The sequence below is a fragment of the Halobacillus campisalis genome, from assembly GCF_030345335.1.
Classification (GTDB): Bacteria; Bacillota; Bacilli; order Bacillales; family Halobacillaceae; genus Halobacillus_A; species Halobacillus_A campisalis.
In genome coordinates this window covers 490,231-513,418 of sequence record NZ_JAPVRC010000001.1, presented here as the reverse complement: position 1 = coordinate 513,418, position 23,188 = coordinate 490,231, and the positions used below count along the sequence as shown (strand labels likewise).

The following is a 23,188-nucleotide window of genomic DNA, read 5'->3' as shown; positions in this document are numbered from 1 at the left end:
GGGATTAGATTGGTGAAAAAACAGACAGTATGGCTATTGACGATGTTGAGTTTATTGATTGTGTTAAGTGTGTACTATATGACTTCTCCAGATAATGGGGAGATGGCTTTCATACAAGATGATCAGTGGGAAGAGGGAGAAGATGTTGATGTGAATGGGGAAGGGACTTCAGAAGATGTTGTCACTTCGGATTTTACTGCTGAAGAACTGTTCGCATCGATTCGGTTAGAAACACAAAGTGAAAGAGACCAAAAAACAGAGCAATTATCTGAGATTGTAGCTTCTAGTGAATATTCTGCAGAGGAGAAGAACGAAGCGATGGAAGAAATGGAAACATTGCAGGAAACTTCTTCTAAAGAATCCATTTTAGAAAATACAATTCGAGCAAGCATTCCATATGAGGACGTGCTTGTAAGAGCCGAAGATGAAGTCATTCAGGTTACTGTCAAAGCCGATGAACTTACTAAGGCGGAAACAAGGGAAATCATGCAGATGGTGTCGGATGAATTCGGGCAAATGAGAGTGGAAGTGAAGTTCCAACCGAGTAAATAAATAGAAAACCTCCTGTGCTGTGATTCAGGAGGTTTTTTTATTGTTGATAATGTTCTTTAGGGATAGTTGCAGTTAGACGTCATTGTGTCGTAGAATGTTAGAAGAAGTTATTAGTACCATTCATAAAAGTTAATTTACATAAAGGGGTGCCCTAAGATGTTAAAAGTTCAAGAAATAAGAGAACTAATTAAGTTGATTGATCAATCACAAATTGACGAATTTTCTTACGAAACAAATGGAACTAAAGTATGTATGAAGAAAAGTGGTGGACAGGTCGTCACAGAAGCGCCGGCCATTCAGGAAACTGCTAAAAAACCAGAACCAGAAGTAAAAGAGACGCCTGAACCTAAACAGGAAACAACAAAGGCGGAAGAGAGTAAAGAAGAGACTGAAGCAAAATCTGACTATGATAAAGAAATCACTTCTCCTATGGTGGGGACTTTTTATGAATCACCTTCACCGGAAGAGGGTGCATATGTAAAAGTCGGTGACAGCGTAAAGCAGGATAGTGTTGTCTGTATCGTAGAGGCGATGAAGTTATTTAATGAAATTGAAGCTGAAGTATCCGGTGAAATCGTTGAAATTCTAGTGGATGATGGCGAACTAGTGGAATACGGTCAGCCATTATTCAGAGTGAAAACGTCATAGTTCGGGGGTGGAGTCATGATTAAGAAAGTTCTAGTTGCGAATCGTGGGGAAATTGCGGTTCGAATCATTCGCGCTTGTAAAGAAATGGACATTGAAACGGTTGCGGTATATTCAGAAGCAGATAAAGAAGCTCTCCATGTTCAAATTGCTGACGAAGCTTATTGTGTCGGTCCAACGTTAAGTAAAGACAGTTACTTAAATTACACAAATATAATGAGTCTGGCGACTTTGACCGGAGCAGATGCCATCCATCCAGGTTATGGCTTTTTAGCTGAGAACGCTGAGTTCGCTGAGATGTGTGAAGAGTGTAAAATTACGTTTGTCGGGCCTTCCGCTTATGCTATTCAGAAAATGGGTACGAAAGATGCAGCCCGTGAAACGATGCGCGAAGCAGGTGTCCCGGTCGTTCCTGGATCGAAAGGTATTATAAAAGACGTGGAAGAAGGAAAGCGTGTTGCAGAAGAAATAGGCTATCCTGTCATCATTAAAGCGACTGCTGGCGGGGGCGGAAAAGGTATCCGCGTAGCACGTACAGAAGAAGACCTTGAAAAAGGGATACGTGTGACTCAGCAGGAAGCAGAAACTGCGTTTGGAAACCCAGGCGTTTATATTGAAAAATTCATAGAAGATTTCCGTCACGTCGAGATTCAAGTCCTTGCAGATAATCATGGGAATGCGGTGCACTTGGGTGAACGTGACTGCAGTATACAACGAAGGCTTCAAAAATTAATTGAAGAAACCCCTTCTCCTGCTATCACTCCTGATATCCGTAAGAAAATGGGCGACGCAGCAGTTAAAGCTGCATTAGCAGTTGATTATTCAGGAGCTGGAACTGTTGAATTCATTTTTGACCAAAATGAACAATCGTTTTATTTTATGGAGATGAATACGAGAATTCAAGTGGAGCACCCTGTGACGGAAATGGTTACTGGGGTCGACTTGATCAAGGAGCAGCTGAATGTAGCTAATGATGAAAAGCTGACATATTCTCAAGAAGAAATAAAGTTTGAGGGTTGGGCGATGGAATGTCGTATTAACGCTGAAGATCCTTTTAAAAACTTTATGCCTTCAGCAGGAACGATAGATATGTATTTAGCCCCTGGCGGCTTTGGTATCCGTGTAGATTCCGCTGCTTATCCAGGCTATATGATCCCGCCATACTATGATTCAATGGTAGCTAAACTGATTACTTACGGAAAAGACCGTGATGAAGCCATTCGTAAAATGCGTCGAGCTTTAGATGAGTTCGTTGTGGAAGGAGTCAAAACGACCATTCCGTTCCACCAGCGGATGATGGAACATGAAGTATTTGTTAATGGCGACTTCAACACAAAATTTCTTGAAAACTATACAATAATGGAAGATTAACAAAATAGGAGTGGTCATTGATGGATGAAAGACAATTGTTGAACGTTACAGAAGGCTCAACGCTTGGTAATGTTGAGATTGCTCCGGAAGTTATTGAAGTTATTGCAGGTATAGCTGTATCAGAAGTTGCAGGAGTCGCCTCAATGCGTGGGAATTTTGCCACAGGTGTAGTGGAGCGGCTAGGTAAAAAAAGTCATGGCAAAGGTGTGAAGGTTGAACTGGATCAAGATGGAATTCTTATAGATGCTTATGTCGTCATGGACTATGGCATTTCAATCCCTGACACAGCACAAAAGATCCAGGATAATACACGCCAGGCTTTAAAAAACATGACTGCACTCGAGATTAAAGAAATTAATGTTCACGTGGTCGGCGTCCAAATGGATTCCAAAGAAGAAGCAGAAATCGAAGAAGAATGAAGATAAGGCCGGTTGGGCTTGCCCTTAACTGGTCTTTTTCTATTGACAGAATAGCAATTCAAAGGCGGAAATGTTATGATTCTTACGGATATGACATTAAAGGAGCAGAATATAGATGAAACGACGATTAGCAAGAGAAAAAGCATTCCAAACCCTTTTTCAAATTGACTCAAGTGACATTAGTACAGAAGAAGCGATGCAGCATGTACTGAATGAGGAAGAAGAGGATGCTTTTTTAAACCAATTGATTGATGGGGTTATAGAACATAAAGAGAAGATCGATCCTTGGATTGAGGAGCATTTAGAGCATTGGACCTTTGCTCGTTTAGCCAGGGTAGAAAAGACCTTATTAAGAATGGCAGCCTACGAAATTAAGTTCAATGAGGACGTTCCTACACAGGTTGCGATTAATGAAGCAGTAGAATTAGCTAAAATTTTTGGAGAAGATCAATCAGGAAAATTCATTAATGGCGTGCTATCAAAAATGGTGAAGTAGGAAGGGGAAAACGACTATGTCAGCAGAAGTGATTTATGGAAAGCAGCTTGCCGAAACGATCAGGCAGGAAATGAAAGAGGAGGTTGCCCAGTTAAGTGAACAAGGCATTCATCCTAAACTAGTTGTCATCATCGTGGGAGAAGACCCGGCTTCCCAGTCCTATGTTAAAGGGAAACAACGGGCTTCTGAAAAAATCGGCATGAATTCCGATTTATTAGAGTTATCTGCGGATACTTCTGAAGAGAAGCTCTTGGAAATCATTAAAGAATTGAATGAGGATAAAAGCGTTCACGGAATTCTTGTGCAGCTTCCTTTGCCTGAACAAATCGATGATCAGAAAGTTATTGAAGCGATTGACCCTTCTAAGGATGTCGATGGGTTTCACCCTAGTAATGTAGGGCGCTTGATGACTGGGCAAGAAACATTTTATCCTTGTACACCCTATGGAATTTTAGTGATGCTGCAGCGTGCAGATATTTCTCTTGAAGGAAAGCATGTAGTTATTGTAGGACGCAGTAACTTAGTCGGAAAACCTGTAGGACAGCTTCTTTTGAACGAAAATGCAACAGTGACTCATTGCCACTCAAGAACAAAAAATTTAAGAGAGCATACGAAGCAGGCAGATATTCTGATTGTAGCTGCGGGTAAAGCGGGGTTAATTACAGGTGAAGATATATCAGATGGTACGGTAGTCATAGATGTAGGAGTAAACCGAGTCGATGGGAAGTTGACAGGGGATGTGGATTTTGAATCGGCTTCAGAAAAAGCATCACATATTACCCCTGTTCCAAAAGGGGTCGGTCCTATGACTATTACAATGCTGCTGCACAATACGATCAAAGCAGCTAAGTGGATTCACCAAAAGTAAGGAGACTTTCTAGTGAATGATCGCTATTTAACCGTTTCGGCACTTACCAAATATATTAAACGCAAACTTTCTCATGACCCTCATTTAAAAGAAGTTTGGTTAAGAGGGGAAATATCGAATTTTAAGCATCATAGCCGGGGGCATATGTACTTGTCTATCAAGGATGATCAATCCCGCATTCAAGCCGTGATGTTCGCAGGTAATAATCGGTCTTTGAAATTCGCTCCTGAGAACGGGATGAATGTTCTTGTGCGTGGTGAGATCAATGTGTACGAACCTATGGGATCTTATCAGCTCTACATCCAAGAGATGGAGCCTGATGGTATAGGAGCCCTTTACTTAGCGTTTGAACAATTGAAAGAAAAATTAGAGAAAGAGGGATTGTTCGACTTCAGCCGAAAGCGGGCGATTCCATCTTATCCTAAACATATAGGTATTATAACCTCCCCCACAGGGGCAGCGATACGGGATATCTTAACGACGATTAAACGAAGGTATCCGATTGTTAAGGTTTCGATTTTTCCTGTTCTCGTCCAAGGAAAATCAACAGCTTCTTCTGTGTCCAAAGCCATTGAATACGTCAATCAACATATCGATTGTGATGTCCTTATTGTAGGGAGGGGAGGTGGATCATTAGAGGACCTTTGGGGGTTCAACGAAGAAGTCGTGGCACGAGCCATCGCAGGATCCCGGATTCCGGTCATTTCTGCCGTAGGTCATGAAACAGATACAACAATCAGTGATTTCGCTGCGGACTTAAGAGCAGCTACTCCGACTGGAGCAGCAGAGCTTGCCGTACCTTCTCTCGTTGACATTAAGCAGCATATCCAGGATGTGACGAGGAGACTGCATCGTACTTTAGAGGTAAAGCAGTCTGAAGCCGAACAGCGCCTTATTCGTCTGAAAAAATCCTACGCTTTTAAATACCCGGAACAGCTGATGCGCCAGAAAGAACAAGACTTGGACCGCTTGATCGAGCAGCTCCACAAAAGCGCAGATTCAATAAAAAGCCGTGAAGGTGAACGTTTGAAATACTTGAAGAACAGACTTCAACAACAACACCCCGCATCACAGATCGAGTCCGGACAAAAGCAAGTCCATGATGTTACGAAGCGGCTGCACACTGAGTTTCAATATAAACTTAAATCTAAGCAAGAAGAATTCAGAGCCTCTTTAGAAAAGCTTTCATTACTGAACCCACTAGATACAATGAAGCGTGGCTATGCTATACCGTATCTGGAAACTGGTAAAGTGTTAAAAGACGTTAAGAGCGTACAAAAAGGGGACGAAATCATCGTCAGCATCCATAATGGTTCTTTATACTGCAAAGTAGCTGATGTCAAGGAGGAAAACCGATGAGCGAAGAGAACAAAGAACTGAGCTTTGAGGAAGCGATGAAACAATTGGAAGAAATCGTAGAAAAACTTGAAACCGGCGAGGTTCCTTTAGAAAAAGCGATAGAGTATTATCAGGGTGGCATGAAGTTATCGAAGCTTTGTAATGAGAAGTTAGGGAATGTAGAAAAACAAATGCAGCAAATTTTAAATGAACATGGGGAATTTGAGCCTTTTGATGTTCAGGAGGAAGAATAGTGGATTCGCTAATCGAATACTTAGATGGAAAGCGGCAGCTAGTGAATACGCAATTAGAAAATTATGTTACCGCAAATACGGATGAAGGCCGGGTACGGGACGCGATGCTCTACTCGATTGAGGCTGGAGGAAAGCGTCTGCGACCTATCCTTTTATTAGCAACTATAGAAGCTTTCCGCGGAAACCCTTCTAAAGGACTCCCGGTAGCCTGTGCGTTAGAAATGATTCATACTTACTCCCTTATTCATGATGACCTTCCTGCTATGGACAATGATGACGTAAGGAGAGGCCAGCCGACAAATCATAAGAAATTTGATGAAGCGACGGCTATATTAGCTGGAGATGCACTGCTAACGCTTAGCTTTCAAATCATCACGGACTCCAATGACCTTACGAATGATGAAAAAGTATTCATTGTAAGAGAATTATCAAAAGCCAGCGGTCCAAAAGGAATGGTCAATGGACAGATGAAAGATATGCAATATGAAAACCATGATATTCCGTTGCGTGAGCTCGAAGACATACATCGGCAGAAAACTGGCCGTCTATTAAACTTTGCCGTGTTATCAGGGGCTTATTTAGCTGAAGCTGATGATCAGGTAATGGACAACCTGACAGCGATGGCAGGAGCACTGGGTTTAATATTCCAAATCCAGGATGACATTCTCGATGTGGTAGGCGACTCTCATGCTATCGGCAAGCCTATCGGAAGTGACGAAGGAAACAATAAGAGTACCTATCCTCAGTTATTAGGGCTCGAAGGTGCTATTGCACAGAAAGATGGGTATGTTGAGGTTGCTCAAAATGCTTTACACGAATCAGGGATAAATGGCACCACTTTATCTGAATTGATTGACTATTTAAGCAGCCGCGACAGATAAGATTGGTTCAGCGTTTTTTAATTGAGGATGTCAGGTGGATGTGATATATTATATTTACAAAAGGAATGGTGCAGTATCCTAGTCGGTCCTCCGTTCCCGAAGGCGGGCCTAAAAATCCGCCAAAGGGCACATCGATGAAGTTCCTTGTGTCGGCTTGAGGCGCCCAGCCTTGGGTCGATGCTGGGAGTTAAGGTCGCAGGGCGATCCACAAAGGCATGTGGGCGTTGACCCTGCTTCCGCGGAGGCCCATTCTTGTGAGAGTATCTCAGCCAGAGACTCTTATGAAATGGGGTATGAACCTACTTTTATATGGAGTAACATCTATATAAGTAGCGTAGCCTGCCTTGAGTGGTTCTTGAGGGGATTATAGCCATGGACCATTCACCACTTCGGATGGCCACTGAAGTGTGAATGTTGTCGCTATATGAAATCAGAACTGCAAAAGAGGCTAAGGAACGGTTAAAGGCTGTCGGGGAAATCCCCTAGGCTGTTTCATGGACGGGGATCAGGAATTATAGTACGGACTAAGTGGTAATCTAGTCCAGCATTCGGAAACGAAGCTGATTCGGTTTTAAAGGGGAACCGCCAGAGTGGTGACACTCGGTAACCGAATGGGAAAACCTACTAGACCTAAGCCGTAATTTTTACCTGATCCGCGACCATTCCTTTTTACATAAGTCTTTTATATACGAGGGTTGAAATGGACAATAAATTAAAAAAATCATTAAAATTTAGTGTTAGTATTGCCGTTATCACTTTTGTGCTAGCGGCTATTTTTTCAGTTATATCAAACTCTGTCATGAGCGGTGTAGTCTGGGGAATCGGATTAGTCATCGTGTTAGTCATTGTATTTACGGGAGTTGTATTTGATATGTTGGGAATAGCAGCGACAGCAGCTTCTGAACCTCCTTTCCACGCCATGGCCGCTGAAAAAATCCCCGGATCAAAAGAAGCGATCATTATCGTAAGAAATGCTGACCGATTCGCAAGTTTTTGTAATGATGTAATAGGGGATATATCAGGTATAGTTAGTGGTACGGCTTCAGCCGTCGTTGTTATCCAAATCGCCAACACGCTTGGACACTCTGATGGATCGAGCGTTCAGATCACATTATCTGTTATATTAACTAGTATAGTCGCAGCATTAACTGTAGGTGGGAAAGCCGTAGGGAAATTCCTCGCTATAAATTCCTCTACAAAAATCATCTTTTTTGCTGCACGGGTGATTGCGTGGATTGAAGCAAATTTAAAAATAAAAATTCTTTCCGCCGCTACAAAAAACACTCGAAAATCACGATAAATATAAGGGGGTCCATTTATGGATCTGTACAAGATTAAAGACCCGTCATTTTTGAAGGCTCTATCTATTGAACAACTTAAAGACCTATCATCAGATGTCAGGAAATTCCTTATCGAAAACTTGTCTTCTACAGGTGGACATTTAGGAGCGAATTTAGGGGTTGTAGAACTTACTCTTGCTTTGCATCACGTATATGAAAGCCCTAAAGACAGGTTCCTTTTCGATGTTGGCCATCAATCATATATCCATAAAATTTTAACAGGACGAGCTGAGAAGTTCGACACGCTAAGAAAATACGAAGGCTTATGCGGCTTTCCCAAGCGTAACGAAAGCGAGCACGATGTGTGGGAAACCGGTCATAGCTCAACGTCTTTGTCCGCGGCTATGGGAATGGCAATTGCCAGGGATTTAAAAGGTGAATCGCATTCCATTCTTCCTATTATAGGGGACGGCGCTCTGACAGGCGGAATGGCTCTGGAAGCACTCAACCATATTGGGGATGAGAAAAAGAATGTAACCGTTATCTTAAATGATAACGAAATGTCGATCGCTAAAAACGTGGGAGCCCTTAACACAGCGCTCGGCCGTATGAGGAGCGCTGGAAAATATAATCGTGCAAAAGACGATTTGGAATGGCTTCTCAAAAGAATTCCTGCTGTTGGTGGAAAACTGGCCCAAGCAGCCGAGAGGCTTAAAGACAGTATGAAGTATTTTGTGGTTCCTGGCATGTTTTTTGAAGAGCTGGGTTTTACTTACTATGGTCCTGTTGACGGACATGACTACCATGACCTTCTTGAAAACCTCCAGTATGCGAAAAAAACGGAAGGCCCGGTGATCATACACGTCATCACTCAAAAAGGGAAAGGTTATCACCCTGCAGAAACAGATCTGAAAGATAAGTGGCATGGAGTGGGCCCTTATAAAATAGAATCAGGTGAAAAAATCAAAGCGGCAGGAGCTCCGCCAGCGTGGAGTGAAGTTATCAGTGATACTCTCATTAAGGAAGCACGCACCGATAAACGTATTGTAGCAGTGACTCCTGCCATGGTGCTTGGATCAAAACTTGAAAAATTCCAGGCGGAGTTCCCAGATCGATTATTCGACGTAGGTATTGCTGAACAGCATGCTACAACGCTATCAGCCGGATTGGCAACTCAAGGCATGAAGCCGTTTTTGGCAATTTATTCGACTTTTCTGCAGCGCGGATATGATCAAGTCATCCATGATGTAGCAAGGCAGAACTTGAATGTCATTTTCGGTATTGATCGCGCCGGTCTCGTCGGAGCGGATGGAGAAACTCATCAGGGTGTATTTGATATAGCATTCCTGCGCTCAGTTCCTAATATAGTTCTGATGATGCCCAAAGACGAAAATGAAGGCCAGAACATGGTACACACTGCGGTGAAGTATAATGATGGTCCAATAGGTATCCGTTATCCAAGAGGGAACGGAAGCGGTGTGGAGATGGATGATAATCCAACTGCCCTTCCAATCGGCAGCTGGGAAGTTCTAAAAGAAGGGTCTGACGCTGTCTTACTCACATTCGGTACTACGATACCAATGGCCTTAGCAGCAAGAGAACGTCTTCTAAAGGATGGCATCTCCGTTCGTGTTATAAATGCTCGCTTTATCAAACCGATGGACGAGCCTATGCTTCACGATATTATGGGTGAAGAATTGCCGATTGTTACTATAGAAGAAGCAGTTCTGCTGGGCGGCTTCGGTTCGAGCGTACTTGAATTCAAAGAAGAACACAATTATAAATCATGGATCAAACGGCTCGGTGTGCCCGATCGTTTCATAGAACACGGAAGTGTAAGTAAGCTGTGGGAAGAAATCGGGTTGACGGAAGACAATATTATAAATGAAGTCAAAACTATGAAATTGACTAAAAAGCGAAGGGCTTAAAAAAATGAGTAAAAAAGTAAGGCTAGATGTACTCCTCGTTGAAAGAGGATTGTTTGAAACTAGAGAAAAAGCGAAACGAACAATTATGGCCGGTCTCGTTTTTCATGAGCAGGAGCGGATGGATAAACCCGGTTTAAAGGTGGACGAAGAAATTGAGTTGACCGTTAAAGGGAAAGCCATCCCCTATGTTAGTCGCGGCGGCTTAAAATTGGAGAAAGCTTTAAATACGTTCTTTCTTGATATTGATGGCAAAATTATGATTGATGTAGGCTCATCTACCGGAGGCTTTACAGATTGTGCTCTGCAAAACGGAGTGGCATTAAGTTATGCTGTCGATGTAGGATACAACCAACTGGATTGGAAGCTTAGAAACCATGAGCAGGTTGTCGTTATGGAACGTACAAACTTTCGATATGTGACAGAAGAAGACTTAAAATACGGGCGTCCGGATTTCGCATCAATCGATGTTTCCTTTATATCGCTGCGCATTATTCTGCCTGTTTTGGCCACATTACTTAAGAAAGACAGTGATGTTGTTGCTCTAATAAAGCCTCAATTTGAAGCGGGTAGAGAACAAGTCGGAAAAAAAGGAATCATAAAAGATCCAAAAATCCACAAACACGTGATTGATACTATCTTATCATTTGCCATGAAGCACGGATTTTCCGTACACGGCTTGACGTTTTCTCCCATTACAGGCGGTGATGGCAATATAGAATTCCTTGCTCACTTTCAATACGTGGGTGGGGAAGGGAAATTCATATCGGATGCCGACAGCTATTCAGTAGTAGAAGAAGCGCACAAGAGCCATAAAAAAGCAACATAACTTTCGGAAAGAGGCTAGTGGACATTAGCCTCTTTCTTCAAGAGAATAAAAAAGAAGCAGGAGTGTGATCATGAATAAAGGTCAGCGTCATATTAAAATTCGTGAGTTAATTACGAATGACGATATTGAAACACAAGATGAGCTGGTAGATCGGCTCAAAGGAATGGGGTATAACGTCACTCAAGCTACGGTATCTAGAGACATCAAAGAGCTTCATCTCGTAAAAGTACCCATGATGGATGGTCGGTATAAATATAGTCTGCCTGCGGATCAACGATTCAATCCGCTTGAAAAATTAAAAAGGCTTATGATGGATGCCTTTGTCAGTATTGATAGGGCAGGCCATTTTATCATTTTGAAAACCCTTCCTGGTAATGCGAACGCTGTAGGAGCGCTTATCGATAACCTAGAGTGGGAAGAAATCATGGGGACAATATGCGGAGACGACACATGCCTGATCATTTGCCGAAGCCAGGAACAAACAGAAGATATCAGTGAACAGCTACTAAATATGCTATAAATTGAGGTGACTCACTTCATGCTTACAGAATTATCTATCAAAGATTTTGCTATTATTGATAAAGTTACCATCACCTTCAAAGAAGGTCTGACGGTTTTGACGGGTGAAACAGGTGCTGGTAAATCCATCATCATCGACGCTATACAACTGCTCTCAGGCTCTCGAGGTTCTGTTGAATTTGTCAGGCATGGGACAAAAAAAGCAGATATTGAGGGTTTATTCACTGTGGAGAATTCACACCCGGTTTATAGCAAGGCCGAAGAGTTCGGCATAGACATCAGTGAGGATGGTATGGTTGTCCTGCAGCGAACCATTACAAACCAGGGGAAAAGCATTTGCCGTGTGAATGGGAAACTCGTCACGCTGGCGATTTTAAAGGAGTTTGGACGTTCCCTCATCGATATTCACAGTCAGCATGAAACTCAATCTCTTATGGATCCTGAACGGCATATAGAACTTCTTGATTTGTATGCTCACCGGAAGTTAAAGGATACTAAAGATGAATATACAATACAGTACGAGCAGCTGCTTTCGTTAAAAAAACGTTATAATGAACTAAGCGAAAATGAACAAGAGATGGCACAGAGGCTTGACTTGCTTGAATTCCAACTGCGCGAACTACAAGAAGCCGAACTTATGCCTAATGAAGATGAAGAGCTATCCGAAGAACGAAAAAAGCTGATGAATTTTGAAAAAGTCTACCAGGGAATTCATGATGCCTATAATTCATTATACGGAGAACAAAGAGGCTTGGATTGGCTCAGCCACGCTATGTCTTCTTTAGAAAGTGCAGCAGGTTACGACGAACAGACTTCTAAATTGTCAGAAGAACTCAATAATCATTATTACATGGTTGAAGAAATCAGTTTTCAATTGAGTTCCCAGTTAACTGAAATGGAATTTGACCCTGAAAGACTGAATTTCATTGAATCCAGATTAGATGAGCTAAACAGATTGAAGAAAAAATATGGACAGACCGTGGAACGTATGATGGAGTACGCTTCTGAAATTGAAGAAGAGATTGACGAGATAAAGAATAAGGATTCTCATTTAAATCGGCTTGAGATACAAATGAAGGACGCCGGAGCTGATGCTGTTCTCGAGGCTAAACATCTGCATGAAATACGAGCGAAGGCCGCTGTAGAGCTGTCAGAATCGATCCATGAAGAACTTAAGGATTTATATTTAGAAAAAGCTGCTTTTAATGTCGGCTTTTCTTATAAAGAAGGCAATAGTTCAGATCCAGAACTGGACGGACAGCCGATTCGTTTGAATAAGCGTGGAATGGACTTTATTACATTTTTAATTACGACTAATCCTGGTGAACCTTTGAAGGAAATACATAAAACGGCGTCTGGTGGAGAATTATCAAGGATTATGCTAGCTTTAAAACGTATTTTTTCAAAACACCAGGGAGTGACGAGCGTTATTTTTGATGAAGTGGATACGGGAGTAAGTGGGAGAGTCGCACAAGCGATAGGAGAGAAGATTCATGGTATTTCTGAAGGCTCACAAGTTCTCTGTATTTCTCATTTACCTCAAGTAGCGGCCATGGCTGATACTCATATTCGAATCGAAAAAGAAGTGAAAAACGATCGTACATCCACTTTGGTCTATGAGCTTTCTGAAGAAGACAAAGCTGATGAGATATCAAGGATGATATCAGGTGCAGAGATGACGGCAACAACGATAGAACACGCAAGAGAGCTTCTTACTTTAGCTGAAAAACACAAGCAAAAATAACGAAAGAGACGCATGGAGCATCCATGCGTTTTTATTTTGGAGAATGTTTCATGAGAAGGGAATCCATCCTATATTTTCTGTCATTATGCTCGTTTAAAAAATGCGATTGAAGCCCACATTATAAGTAAGCCAATTGTTTGGTTCAGGAGTGAAAAGGAGTGTGAGAAAGTGAAGAAAAAAGAAAAAATGAAGTTGATCTGTGGCTCCGTACTCCTATTGATGATGCTTGTTATTCCTTTAATTAATCCACTTCAAGAGTATATATCTATACCGACAGAGTTAAGAATAAATGCTTCTCAGTCTGTTACTGCAAGTGCCGGTGAACAATCGCTTCCGGCACTCTCGATGGATAAAATTACAGAAGGTGACAATGTTTTCCATGAATATGCTGGAATCCCGGTGAAAAAGACGGAAATGCAGCATGTCAAGGATATCCGGTTAGTACCGGGAGGACAGTCTGTAGGAGTTGAATTGCAGACGAAAGGCGTTTTAGTCGTCGGTCACCATCTTGTTAGTGAAGATAAAAACGAACAGACATCACCGGGAGAATATGCCGATATTCAAGTAGGAGATATTCTGCTGAAAGGAAATGGCAGAGAACTTAACCATATGGAGGATTTGTCCACAGTAGTGGCAGAATCTGGTGAAAATGATAAAAAAATAAAGTTTGATGTAAAAAGAGGGGAAGAAACATTTCAAGCAACGATAAAGCCCGAGGTCAATCCTAAAGAGGATAAATACCAAATCGGTTTATATGTTCGTGATTCCGCTGCGGGAATTGGAACAATGACCTTTTATGATCCTGAAACTAAAAAATATGGAGCTTTAGGTCACGTTATAGCGGACATGGATACGAAAAAACCGATTGAAATCCATGAAGGAACAATTGTTAATTCTAGAGTCACTTCTATACAAAAAGGAAACCAGGGTGTCCCAGGAGAAAAAAGAGCGGAATTCTCTTTAACGGATGATCGAATGGGTACGATTACAAAAAATAGTTCTTTTGGAGTCTTTGGAGAGCTGGAACAAGCTATTAAAAACGACAAATACTCAGAAGGATTACCTATTGCCTTAGATGAGGAAATAAAAGAAGGACCTGCAGAGATAATGACGGTGTTAAATGGAGAAGATCTTCAATCATTCGACGTTGAAATTGTTCGTAACATGCCTAAAGATTCACCTGTAACCAAAGGGATGATCGTGAAAATAACCGACCCGGAGCTTTTGGATAAAACCGGAGGAATTGTTCAAGGTATGAGTGGAAGCCCTATTATTCAAGATGGTAAAATTATTGGAGCTGTCACTCACGTATTTGTAAATGATCCTACCTCGGGTTATGGAGTCCATATTGAATGGATGCTGGAAGAAGCAGGAATCAATATTTACGAAGAAGATCATGCCAAAGCAAGCTAAATGAAATAAGAGCCTCTAATTTAGAGGCTCTTATTTCATTAATTTCGACAAAATTCGACAATGTTAATCGTGATAATGTTGAATATTATCGAATTACAAAGAAAATAAGAGTAAATAGAAGCATTTTCAAGATAATGTTATTTTTTATAAATAAATTTGCTATAATAAAGAAGGTTAATACTTCCTGATGTCGAATTAGTATATTAAGAAAGATCAGGATTATTTTGTAAGGAGGAAGGGTTAAATGGATAAAATAAAAGTGTGTTTAGCAGACGACAACCGTGAACTAATTAGACTTCTGGAGGATTATTTTTCAGATACTCAAGATATTGAAGTAATAGGTACGGCTTTTAATGGAAGAGACTGTTTGGAAATGCTGAAAGAGAATAAGCCTGACGTCCTTATTCTAGATATTATCATGCCTCATGTAGATGGACTAGCTGTTTTGCAAGAACTAAAAAGCGGTGAAAAATCTCCTGAAGTGATTATGCTGACAGCTTTCGGACAAGAAGAAGTGACGAAAAAAGCTGTAGAACTAGGCGCTGCTTACTTCATGATGAAGCCTTTTGATTTAGATCATCTTAGTGAACAGGTTCGTCAGATCAAACATGTAGGAGACCCTATCAACCGAGCAATGGGAAGCAGTTACACTAAAGCCAAGAAACCTGATTTAGACACAAGCATAACTCACATCATCCATGAAGTAGGAGTGCCAGCTCACATCAAAGGGTATCTCTATTTAAGAGAAGCGATTACTATGGTTTACACGGATATTGACCTGCTTGGCTCCATTACAAAAGTCCTTTACCCAGATATTGCAGTCAAATTTAATACTACAGCTTCACGAGTAGAGCGCGCGATTCGTCATGCTATTGAAGTAGCCTGGAACCGCGGGAATATTGACGCCATTTCCTCCTTGTTCGGATATACAATTTCTTCCACAAAAGCTAAACCGACAAACAGTGAATTTATTGCGATGGTCGCCGATCGCTTAAGACTAGAGCACAAAGCATCTTAATGAAATCCTCCTCTTTACCAGAGGAGGATTTTTTTATTTCATCTTGTTGTGAGATTATGATACAATTCTTAATTATTAGACACTTTAGTTCATAATAACAGGGAGTTGTACAAATGAAAGTAGTAAAATTCGGCGGAAGTTCAGTAGCCGATGCCAATCAACTAAAAAAAGTAACAGAAATCATTAGAGCGGATCGAGAAAGAAAAGCTATTGTCGTATCCGCACCAGGAAAAAGGCATGCAAAAGACACAAAAACGACAGATCTGTTAATTACTCTTGGGGAATCTGTCCAGGCACATGTGCAGAATCAAGCGATTTATGATCAGGTTATCGAGAGATTTGGCTCGATCATAAGGGAATTGGAGCTAGATCAGTCTATTCTAGAAAAAATCAAAAATAGAATTGATGAAGCGTCCGATTTAGTGAAAACAGATGTCAACCGCGGTATGGATGCATTGAAATCTTGCGGTGAAGATGGAACGGCATTAATTTTGAGTGCATACTTACAGACCAGGGAACTGGAATCTTATTATGTAAACCCAAAGGAAGCCGGCATTTTTGTCAGTGACCAGCCGGGCGGAGCATTAGTATTGGACGAAAGCTTCGAACATTTATATAAATTAAGGGAAAGAGAAGGTGTGCTTGTCATCCCGGGATTCTTTGGATATACACTAGATGATGAGTTGGTCACGTTCTCGCGCGGCGGTTCAGATATTACCGGCTCTATTGTAGCGGCAGGAATGAAGGTTGACCTATATGAGAACTTTACAGATGTGGATTCTGTCTTTTGTGTGAACCCGATGATCGTAGAAAACCCGCAGCAGCTTAAAACGCTGACTTACCGGGAAATGCGTGAACTTTCTTATGCTGGTTTTTCTGTGTTCCATGACGAAGCCCTCATTCCGGCATTTAAAGAGAAAATTCCTGTTTGTATCAAGAATACAAATAACCCGAGCGGGGACGGTACTATGATCGTAGCAGACTTGCCTGAGAGAGAAGGTCATGTGGCAGGTATAGCAAGCGACTCCGGATTCTTGAATTTATATGTCAGTAAATACTTAATGAACCGTGAAGTAGGATTCGGACGCAAATTGCTCCAAATTCTCGAAGAAGAAGAAATTTCTTTCGAACATGCGCCTTCTGGAATTGATGATATGTCCGTTATTATTAGAGATCATCAGCTGCCCGCTGAAAAAGAAGAAGTAGTGAAAGATCGCATACAAAATGAGCTTCAAGTCGATATGATTACGATAGAGAGAAACATGGCGATGATTATGATTGTGGGCGAAGGAATGAACGAGGCTATCGGTGTTGCCAGTAAGGCGACTACAGCATTTAGAGATGCTGATGTAAACATCGATATGATTAACCAGGGGTCTTCGGAAGTATCTATGATGTTCGGTATCAAATCAGATGATCTGAATGAAGCCGTACGATCCTTATATAAAGCTTTTTTCTGAAATACTGCATCACCTTAGAACTTAAATGCTCTAAAGGTATCGACTGTATAAGTAATAATTAAAAGCGAGGAGCCTTTTTTAATGGCTCCTCGCTTTTTTGTGAGGCTCGAGTGTGTTTTTTAATTCACCGAATGTTTGTACGTTTTCTTCGATGATGAGCTGTAGTAAGTGACTGAATAACTCAGCTGTCATTACCGCATCGTTTAGCGCATGATGTCTTTCCCGTTTGTCTATATTAAAACGTTTAAGCAGAGGATCGAGCTGATGTTTGACTTCTGGAAATAAGTGCCTGGCCATGACTTGCGAGTCAATGACAGGTACATTCAAGGCGGGTAATTTCCAGCGTTTGAGCATCGTCTGCAAAAATCGCATATCAAATTTCGCAGGATGGGCGACGAGCACGGAACCCTGGCAAAAGTCGAAAAAGTCTTGAAAAGCGTCCATGAATAATGGAGCCTCAGCCAGCTGGGTACGTGTCAGCCCGGTTAAGTTCAATGTTTGTTTGCCAACTGGCCGCAGGGGCTGCACGACGCTGTAGAAGGTTTTTCTATGGCACGCATCAAGCCCGTTTAATCTTATTGCACCAACCGAAATGATCTCATGGCCTATCTCCGGGATAAAACCTGTAGTTTCTAAATCAAAAATAGTGTAATCAAGCTCGCTTAACTTCGATTGCTGAATATTAGGGGACGGCATCGAATGTATTTGATCTGTTATTTTTTGATGAGTTTCCGTAGTTAAAAAAGGACGGATTTTATAATAATAAATGGGTTTTTCTATAAAAATGTATTTTAAAATCTGCAAATCGATAGGCAGCATTACATCACCCGATTTCGGTTGTAGCTCAATTCTAGAACTTGCTGTAGGCGTTTTGCAATATTCAATGCATCCTTTAAAGACTTCCTTTCATCTCTGTTGAGTTTGCTCAAACGTAATTCGTTCGTCACGTTTTCATCATTCCTTAATTGACTCAAATTCTCCTTAAGGCGGAATAGCATCAATCTATGGAGGGCAAGTTTCGCGTTTTCAGCATCTCTCGGATGGAAGCGTTCTTGTTCTGCCAGACTGTCCAGCCTGCTGATCGTGTTAATATTTTCAATTCCATATTTCATACTGTATATCCTCACGGCATTGACGATCTGCATGATCGCTGATTTCTTTAGATTCAGCGTTTTTCTTTTTCCTACGCCTGAAATTCGTCCGAAGGGCTGGACGGGTACTCTGAAACGGAGTGTGTCTTTCATTAAAAGTTGCTGAAGTCCCAGTGACCTTTGGACCCTTTGGGTAACGTATTTTTTCAAATCGTACGCTAGGGAAAAATCTCCAAAAATAGGGCGGAAATCCATGAAAATCGTGAAGTCGCGTATTTCTTCCGCATCCATCTTTGAAATCCACTGGTCTATACTGCTATGCCACTGGCTCATTTGCTGCCGCCACTTATCCTCACGAGCCATGATTCCGCCTGAACAATAAGGGAACCCACATTCATTTAGCATAAAGTTTATTTTCTCAGCTAACAGCTTGAAATATTGAGCGATCTGCAATTTATTCCTTGAGTTTTCGAAGTCGGACAGGATCATCCCGTTATCCTGGTCGGTGGAGAAGGCTTGTTCTTTTCTTCCTTCGCTTCCCATAACGAGAAAACAATAATTGATAGGAGGAGCGCCGTGCCCTGAAGCTATCATTTCGTTCTCTGCAATTTGAATGATTTGTTTGTGAATACGGTCATTATAGTTCGTCATCAATTCAGCTATGTCGTAAGCGAACATTTGCTCATCAATGAGACTGGAAATAAATTCCTGGAACCTGGAATTATAAACTGGTGAAAGAGTTTTTAATTCCTCGATTGTCTCAGCATTGGAAATGCGATAAGTAAGATCAAAGTAAACCGAATTTTTTATAGTGAAAAAGGAAGACTGCCTTAAGATACCGACCACTTTATCCTTATGATGGACAGGTATGATTTCGGTGGGGTGGTGCTTCAAATAACTTAATGCATCATAAATAAATTCCTTGTCACTGATTAAATAGGGCTCTTCAGACATGTGGTGGTAAACAGGGTCATGATGATTATTTTCAAAATAAGCCTTAAGCAGGTCTCCGTAACCAATCATGCCCAGCAAAGTTTGTTTGTCGTCACTCACAAGAAGTGCTTCGATTTTTTGCTGCTGAAGCATTCTCGCTGCTTTTTCAATCGATTCTTCCGGGTGGATGAATGTTGGAGGCTCCATAAAAGAGCCAGCCCGTTTCTTATAGAGCTCCCTGTCATCATCTTCATCGGTCGTGGAACTTTTGAATTTCACCTCATCATATAAGCTTTTCATTAACTGGCTGATTCCATCCATAACGACTTTAGAAAACTGAGTGTTGTTCGACATGATCTTTAAAAACGATTCACGGTTAAAGCATAATGTTTTTACAGGTTCTAAAGCTTGAACAGAAAACCTCATTTCTCCACTTGTCAGTAAAATCATGACCCCTACTAGATCACCAGGGTAATAAAAACGTACGGATAATTGTCGGCCGTCTGAACGGTGCATAATATTTTTAGCTAATCCAGAAACTAGGAAGTGAATATCGATCGTATCATCTGTTTGATCTTCATGGATGATGAATTCATTCGTTGTGTAATCTTTCTCGACAGCATGATCAAATATATCATTGAATTCTTTTTCGGATAATAAATCGAACGGGTACAACGTCTTATAGAAGTCGAATGAGTTGGGCATAGGTAAAACTCCTTTATGGTGCATTTCGTAAAAAAGAAGAAGAGTATATACACTACTTCTTCTTAAAACGTCCTTTAGTTAAATTTCTTTTCCGATCCCTGTGTAAAATGAATCCTCCAATGAATGCTACACCACCAACTACGCAAAGGACACCAAAAATTCCTTGAACAGCGATGTGTAAAAAAACAGGATGAAAAACATTAAATATAGCATCTCTTATAAGTTTGATCCCAATCACGGCAATTATGCCCGGGGTTACAAGTAATAGTAAAGCGATCAGACGCATGTTATGTACTCCTTTACGATTCAATCCTCCATAAGTATACCAAACTGAGGCCAGTGTGAAAATAAAGGTTGTGCTTGCCAAAATGTGCAGGATAATGTACGATGAAATTGCGCAAAATATTGCAGGGTGTGATGAATTTGAAACGAGTATTGATTGTAGGCGGAGGCAAGGGCGGCACCGCTTTATTGAAGCTTCTTGACGAAACGGATAGTCTTCAAGTAGCAGCTTTGACTGACATCGATTCGAGTGCGACAGGTCTTGAAAGAGCAGCTTCCTTAGGCATTTCTACAGGAAGTAATTGGCGTGCGTTTATACATAATGACATCGACATAGTTATCGAAGCTACCGGACGGGATGATGTGTTTGAACAGATAAGAGCGGAGCGGCCTGCACGAACGGTAGTGATTCCTGGAGCGGTCGCGTACATAACAGCAGAGCTTCTGGAAGAAAAAGAGACGTTGATTAGACAAGCCAAACAACAGACTGACAATCAGACTTTAATCCTGAACAGTATCCATGACGGTATGATTGTAATGGATCAAGATGAAATCGTTACATTTTTAAATAAAAGCGGAGAAAGAATACTAGGAAAGACGCGTGCTGAAGTAATCGGACAGCCAGTGCGTCATGTGATTCCGTCGTCAGGATTGCCTTACCTTTTGAGAACGAAGACAAAAGAAATCAATAAAGAATTGAAAATAGAAAATGGCAAAAAAGTCATTACAACTAGAATCCCTCTCATCGGTTCTGAGGGAGAACCTATTGGAGCTTATGCCGTATTTAAGGATATCACTGAAGTAGTACAGCTCGCCGAAGAGATTACAGACTTAAAAGAAGTCAAAACAATGCTCGAAGCTATCATACAATCTTCGGATGAAGCAATTTCAGTAGTAGATGAAAATGGAAACGGTTTAATGATTAATCCTGCATACTCGCGTATTACAGGTCTCAGCGAAAAAGAAGTAATAGGTCAACCTGCTACTGTAGATATTTCGGAAGGCGAAAGTATGCATATGAAAGTTCTCAATACTCGACGTCCTGTGCGGGGAGTCCGTATGAGCGTCGGACCATCAAAAAAGGAAGTATTAGTTAATGTAGCTCCCGTCATTGTCGATGGAAGGTTGAAAGGCAGTGTCGGCGTCCTACATGACGTGACAGAAATCCAGTCATTGACGAGCGAATTAAAACGAGCACGTCAGATCATCCGAAGTCTGGAAGCGAAATATACGTTCGCAGATATCACTGGAGAATCCCAGGAACTCACTCTTGCACTTGAGCAAGCTCGTGTCGGGGCAAAAACACCAGCAACTGTCCTGCTTAGAGGAGAGTCTGGAACTGGAAAAGAATTATTTGCCCATGCTATCCATAACGAAAGCAATCGCAGGCATAATAAATTCATTCGAGTCAATTGTGCATCTATTGGGGAGTCTCAGCTTGAGAGCGAATTGTTCGGCTATGAGGAAGGGTCCTTCCCTGGAGCCAAACAAGGAGGAAAAAAAGGTATCTTTGAAGAGGCAAATCATGGAAGCGTCTTTCTTGATGAAATCGGAGAATTACCTTTAGCTATGCAGGCAAAGTTACTTCGAGTGCTGCAGGAGAAAGAAATTGTTCGGACCGGAGGCACAAAACCGATACTAGTAGATGTAAGGGTGATTGCTGCCACGAACATCAATCTGGAGAAAGCGATCATGAAAAAAACGTTCCGCGAAGATTTATATTATCGGCTGAATCGGCTTCCGATTTACATTCCGCCTCTTCGTGAAAGGAAAGGGGACTTGCCTCAGCTGATTGAGCATCTCATACAAAAGCTGAACGAAGATTATGGCAGGAAAGTCCGTTCAATTGATGAGGAAGCTTTTCAGAAACTCAGAGAATATGATTGGCCTGGAAATGTGCGTGAGCTCGAGAACATAATAGGTCGCGCTATGATATTTATGGAGCACCATGAAGAAATCATTTCGAAAAATCATATTCCTTCCTTAAAAAGGAAAGAAACTAGCTTTGCGGATGCCCACGGTGAAGAAACGATCTGGCTCGGGGGATCCTTACAAGAGGCGGTGGATGAATATGAAAAGAATATTATCGCCGACGCTTTCCGGTCACACAATTTCAATAAAACGAAAACAGCGAAAGCGCTAGGAATATCAATTCGTAATTTATATTATAAGCTGGAGAAATATCAGCTCGATAAAGATAGTGTGCAAGAATTTTCATAGTATGCAAAAATGGATCAAAGAGGTGAACTCATGAAAGCATTAAAAGAACTCATACACCACTTGGAGCAACAACCATCTAAACGTATAGTCATTGCCCAAGCAGCTGATTATGAAGTGCTGCGTGCAGTAAAACAAGCTTTGGACTTGGGTATTGCATCTTTTCTACTAACGGGAAATCAGACCAAAATCCGGGATATGGCTGTGGAATCAGGTATTGATATCGAATCTTCTGAAGTAGAACTGCTTGACTGCCCAGAAGATCAATCCGCAAATGAAGCTGTGAAAGCAGTAAGTGAGGGTAAGGCTCACGTGGTGATGAAAGGTCATATTGATACAAAAGCGCTGCTTAAAGCAGTATTGAACAAAGAATATGGACTAAGGACTGGAAGAGTTCTTTCTCATGTTGCTTTATTTGAGGTACCTAATCAAGAACGGATGATTTTTCTGACCGATTCTGCGATGAACATATCACCGACTCTGGAAGAGAAAAGTCAGATCATTAACAATGCCGTAGATGTCGCCATTCGCTCAGGGTGGGTACGTCCTAAAGTAGCGATGCTGGCTGCTGTAGAAGTTGTCAATCCATCCATGCAAGCGACAATTGATGCCGCGGCTCTCACCCAGATGAATCGCAGGGGGCAAATCAAAGATTGTGTCGTAGATGGACCGCTGGCTTTTGATAATGCAGTGAGCAAAGAAGCGGCTGTCCAAAAAGGCATCGAATCGGAAGTGGCTGGTGCTGCTGATATTTTAGTAGTACCGACGATAGAAGTGGCTAACGCTCTTTACAAGTCCTTCATGTATTTTGCTGACGCAAGAGTAGCAGGTATTATCAGCGGGGCTAAAGCTCCAATTGTTTTAACATCGAGGTCCGATTCAGCAGAGAGTAAAGTATATTCATTAGCCTTAGCGTTACGTTCCAGTACAAACTAGGAGGAATTTTTA

Annotated in this window: 22 protein-coding genes; 19 read left to right on the top strand and 3 right to left on the bottom strand. The window is 41.5% G+C overall.

What is annotated here, in order from left to right:
- Positions 1-12: 12 nt before the first annotated feature.
- From O2Q26_RS02540 to O2Q26_RS02460, 17 genes are all read left to right on the top strand, one after another.
- Positions 13-552 carry a SpoIIIAH-like family protein gene (locus O2Q26_RS02540; protein WP_352232207.1) on the top strand — a complete coding sequence of 180 codons (540 nt, stop codon included), beginning with the start codon at positions 13-15 and terminating at the stop codon, positions 550-552.
- A gap of 156 nt (positions 553-708) precedes the next feature.
- Positions 709-1,200: an acetyl-CoA carboxylase biotin carboxyl carrier protein gene (gene accB / locus O2Q26_RS02535; protein WP_289214425.1), complete on the top strand. Its 492-nt coding sequence runs from the start codon at positions 709-711 to the stop codon at positions 1,198-1,200.
- A 15-nt stretch (positions 1,201-1,215) separates the two neighbouring features.
- Positions 1,216-2,568, top strand: coding sequence for an acetyl-CoA carboxylase biotin carboxylase subunit (accC, locus tag O2Q26_RS02530; RefSeq protein WP_289214424.1), 1,353 nt, complete (start codon positions 1,216-1,218; stop codon positions 2,566-2,568).
- 20 nt (positions 2,569-2,588) lie between these two features.
- Positions 2,589-2,987, top strand: a complete 399-nt coding sequence (locus tag O2Q26_RS02525) for an Asp23/Gls24 family envelope stress response protein (protein WP_289214423.1) — start codon at positions 2,589-2,591, stop codon at positions 2,985-2,987.
- Between the two features lie 115 nt (positions 2,988-3,102).
- Entirely contained in the window at positions 3,103-3,483 is a 381-nt protein-coding gene (nusB, locus tag O2Q26_RS02520; protein ID WP_289214422.1) for a transcription antitermination factor NusB, read from the top strand.
- A 16-nt stretch (positions 3,484-3,499) separates the two neighbouring features.
- Positions 3,500-4,351, top strand: coding sequence for a bifunctional methylenetetrahydrofolate dehydrogenase/methenyltetrahydrofolate cyclohydrolase FolD (folD, locus tag O2Q26_RS02515; RefSeq protein ID WP_289214421.1), 852 nt, complete (start codon positions 3,500-3,502; stop codon positions 4,349-4,351).
- A 12-nt stretch (positions 4,352-4,363) separates the two neighbouring features.
- Complete coding sequence (xseA, locus tag O2Q26_RS02510; RefSeq protein ID WP_289214420.1) at positions 4,364-5,710, top strand: exodeoxyribonuclease VII large subunit; 1,347 nt, start codon at positions 4,364-4,366, stop codon at positions 5,708-5,710.
- Complete coding sequence (locus tag O2Q26_RS02505) at positions 5,707-5,943, top strand: exodeoxyribonuclease VII small subunit (RefSeq protein WP_253936947.1); 237 nt, start codon at positions 5,707-5,709, stop codon at positions 5,941-5,943. Before xseA ends, O2Q26_RS02505 begins: the two co-directional genes overlap by 4 nt.
- Complete coding sequence (locus tag O2Q26_RS02500; protein ID WP_352232192.1) at positions 5,943-6,824, top strand: polyprenyl synthetase family protein; 882 nt, start codon at positions 5,943-5,945, stop codon at positions 6,822-6,824. The genes O2Q26_RS02505 and O2Q26_RS02500 overlap by 1 nt, the downstream gene beginning before the upstream one ends.
- Positions 6,825-7,524: 700 nt before the next feature.
- Positions 7,525-8,124: a hypothetical protein gene (locus tag O2Q26_RS02495; RefSeq protein ID WP_289214419.1), complete on the top strand. Its 600-nt coding sequence runs from the start codon at positions 7,525-7,527 to the stop codon at positions 8,122-8,124.
- An 18-nt stretch (positions 8,125-8,142) separates the two neighbouring features.
- Positions 8,143-10,032, top strand: a complete 1,890-nt coding sequence (dxs, locus tag O2Q26_RS02490; protein ID WP_289214418.1) for a 1-deoxy-D-xylulose-5-phosphate synthase — start codon at positions 8,143-8,145, stop codon at positions 10,030-10,032.
- 4 nt (positions 10,033-10,036) lie between these two features.
- On the top strand, positions 10,037-10,858 hold the full coding sequence (locus tag O2Q26_RS02485; RefSeq protein ID WP_289214417.1) for a TlyA family RNA methyltransferase: 822 nt from the start codon (positions 10,037-10,039) through the stop codon (positions 10,856-10,858).
- Between the two features lie 70 nt (positions 10,859-10,928).
- Complete coding sequence (gene ahrC, locus O2Q26_RS02480; RefSeq protein ID WP_188375744.1) at positions 10,929-11,378, top strand: transcriptional regulator AhrC/ArgR; 450 nt, start codon at positions 10,929-10,931, stop codon at positions 11,376-11,378.
- Positions 11,379-11,396: 18 nt separating this feature from the next.
- The gene (recN, locus tag O2Q26_RS02475; RefSeq protein ID WP_289214416.1) at positions 11,397-13,121 is read left to right on the top strand and encodes a DNA repair protein RecN; all 1,725 of its coding nucleotides are present in this window, start codon (positions 11,397-11,399) and stop codon (positions 13,119-13,121) included.
- Between the two features lie 168 nt (positions 13,122-13,289).
- Positions 13,290-14,534 (top strand): SpoIVB peptidase, encoded by a 1,245-nt coding sequence (gene spoIVB, locus O2Q26_RS02470; protein WP_352232191.1) that lies wholly within the window; start codon positions 13,290-13,292, stop codon positions 14,532-14,534.
- A gap of 244 nt (positions 14,535-14,778) precedes the next feature.
- On the top strand, positions 14,779-15,552 hold the full coding sequence (gene spo0A, locus O2Q26_RS02465; RefSeq protein ID WP_289214415.1) for a sporulation transcription factor Spo0A: 774 nt from the start codon (positions 14,779-14,781) through the stop codon (positions 15,550-15,552).
- A gap of 113 nt (positions 15,553-15,665) precedes the next feature.
- A complete protein-coding gene (locus O2Q26_RS02460; protein ID WP_289214414.1) occupies positions 15,666-17,012 on the top strand; it encodes an aspartate kinase in 1,347 nt (448 codons plus the stop codon).
- A 78-nt stretch (positions 17,013-17,090) separates the two neighbouring features.
- Here O2Q26_RS02460 and O2Q26_RS02455 read toward each other — a convergent pair whose 3' ends face one another.
- Genes O2Q26_RS02455 through O2Q26_RS02445 form a run of 3 tightly spaced genes read right to left on the bottom strand, consistent with a single transcriptional unit; the run spans position 17,091 to position 20,027 of the window.
- A complete protein-coding gene (locus O2Q26_RS02455; RefSeq protein ID WP_289214413.1) occupies positions 17,091-17,831 on the bottom strand; it encodes a 3'-5' exonuclease in 741 nt (246 codons plus the stop codon).
- Positions 17,831-19,741 carry a DUF294 nucleotidyltransferase-like domain-containing protein gene (locus tag O2Q26_RS02450; protein WP_289214412.1) on the bottom strand — a complete coding sequence of 637 codons (1,911 nt, stop codon included), beginning with the start codon at positions 19,739-19,741 and terminating at the stop codon, positions 17,831-17,833. The genes O2Q26_RS02455 and O2Q26_RS02450 overlap by 1 nt, the downstream gene beginning before the upstream one ends.
- A gap of 52 nt (positions 19,742-19,793) precedes the next feature.
- Positions 19,794-20,027: a DUF2627 domain-containing protein gene (locus tag O2Q26_RS02445; RefSeq protein WP_253936970.1), complete on the bottom strand. Its 234-nt coding sequence runs from the start codon at positions 20,025-20,027 to the stop codon at positions 19,794-19,796.
- A 101-nt stretch (positions 20,028-20,128) separates the two neighbouring features.
- Between O2Q26_RS02445 and O2Q26_RS02440 the strand changes: the two genes are divergently transcribed.
- The gene (locus O2Q26_RS02440) at positions 20,129-22,243 is read left to right on the top strand and encodes a sigma 54-interacting transcriptional regulator (RefSeq protein WP_289214411.1); all 2,115 of its coding nucleotides are present in this window, start codon (positions 20,129-20,131) and stop codon (positions 22,241-22,243) included.
- Between the two features lie 30 nt (positions 22,244-22,273).
- Complete coding sequence (yqiS, locus tag O2Q26_RS02435; protein ID WP_289214410.1) at positions 22,274-23,176, top strand: phosphate butyryltransferase; 903 nt, start codon at positions 22,274-22,276, stop codon at positions 23,174-23,176.
- Positions 23,177-23,188: the final 12 nt, after the last annotated feature.

What these genes read in the sequence shown, in the direction of transcription:
- accB (WP_289214425.1), top strand. Translation starts at nt 709, where the DNA reads ATGTTAAAAGTTCAAGAAATAAGAGAACTAATTAAGTTGATTGATCAA.
- accC (WP_289214424.1), top strand. Translation starts at nt 1,216, where the DNA reads ATGATTAAGAAAGTTCTAGTTGCGAATCGTGGGGAAATTGCGGTTCGA.
- O2Q26_RS02525 (WP_289214423.1), top strand. Translation starts at nt 2,589, where the DNA reads ATGGATGAAAGACAATTGTTGAACGTTACAGAAGGCTCAACGCTTGGT.
- nusB (WP_289214422.1), top strand. Translation starts at nt 3,103, where the DNA reads ATGAAACGACGATTAGCAAGAGAAAAAGCATTCCAAACCCTTTTTCAA.
- folD (WP_289214421.1), top strand. Translation starts at nt 3,500, where the DNA reads ATGTCAGCAGAAGTGATTTATGGAAAGCAGCTTGCCGAAACGATCAGG.
- O2Q26_RS02505 (WP_253936947.1), top strand. Translation starts at nt 5,707, where the DNA reads ATGAGCGAAGAGAACAAAGAACTGAGCTTTGAGGAAGCGATGAAACAA.
- O2Q26_RS02495 (WP_289214419.1), top strand. Translation starts at nt 7,525, where the DNA reads ATGGACAATAAATTAAAAAAATCATTAAAATTTAGTGTTAGTATTGCC.
- dxs (WP_289214418.1), top strand. Translation starts at nt 8,143, where the DNA reads ATGGATCTGTACAAGATTAAAGACCCGTCATTTTTGAAGGCTCTATCT.
- O2Q26_RS02485 (WP_289214417.1), top strand. Translation starts at nt 10,037, where the DNA reads ATGAGTAAAAAAGTAAGGCTAGATGTACTCCTCGTTGAAAGAGGATTG.
- ahrC (WP_188375744.1), top strand. Translation starts at nt 10,929, where the DNA reads ATGAATAAAGGTCAGCGTCATATTAAAATTCGTGAGTTAATTACGAAT.
- recN (WP_289214416.1), top strand. Translation starts at nt 11,397, where the DNA reads ATGCTTACAGAATTATCTATCAAAGATTTTGCTATTATTGATAAAGTT.
- spo0A (WP_289214415.1), top strand. Translation starts at nt 14,779, where the DNA reads ATGGATAAAATAAAAGTGTGTTTAGCAGACGACAACCGTGAACTAATT.
- O2Q26_RS02460 (WP_289214414.1), top strand. Translation starts at nt 15,666, where the DNA reads ATGAAAGTAGTAAAATTCGGCGGAAGTTCAGTAGCCGATGCCAATCAA.
- O2Q26_RS02455 (WP_289214413.1), bottom strand. Translation starts at nt 17,831, where the DNA reads ATGCTGCCTATCGATTTGCAGATTTTAAAATACATTTTTATAGAAAAA.
- O2Q26_RS02450 (WP_289214412.1), bottom strand. Translation starts at nt 19,741, where the DNA reads ATGCCCAACTCATTCGACTTCTATAAGACGTTGTACCCGTTCGATTTA.
- O2Q26_RS02445 (WP_253936970.1), bottom strand. Translation starts at nt 20,027, where the DNA reads ATGCGTCTGATCGCTTTACTATTACTTGTAACCCCGGGCATAATTGCC.
- O2Q26_RS02440 (WP_289214411.1), top strand. Translation starts at nt 20,129, where the DNA reads ATGAAATTGCGCAAAATATTGCAGGGTGTGATGAATTTGAAACGAGTA.
- yqiS (WP_289214410.1), top strand. Translation starts at nt 22,274, where the DNA reads ATGAAAGCATTAAAAGAACTCATACACCACTTGGAGCAACAACCATCT.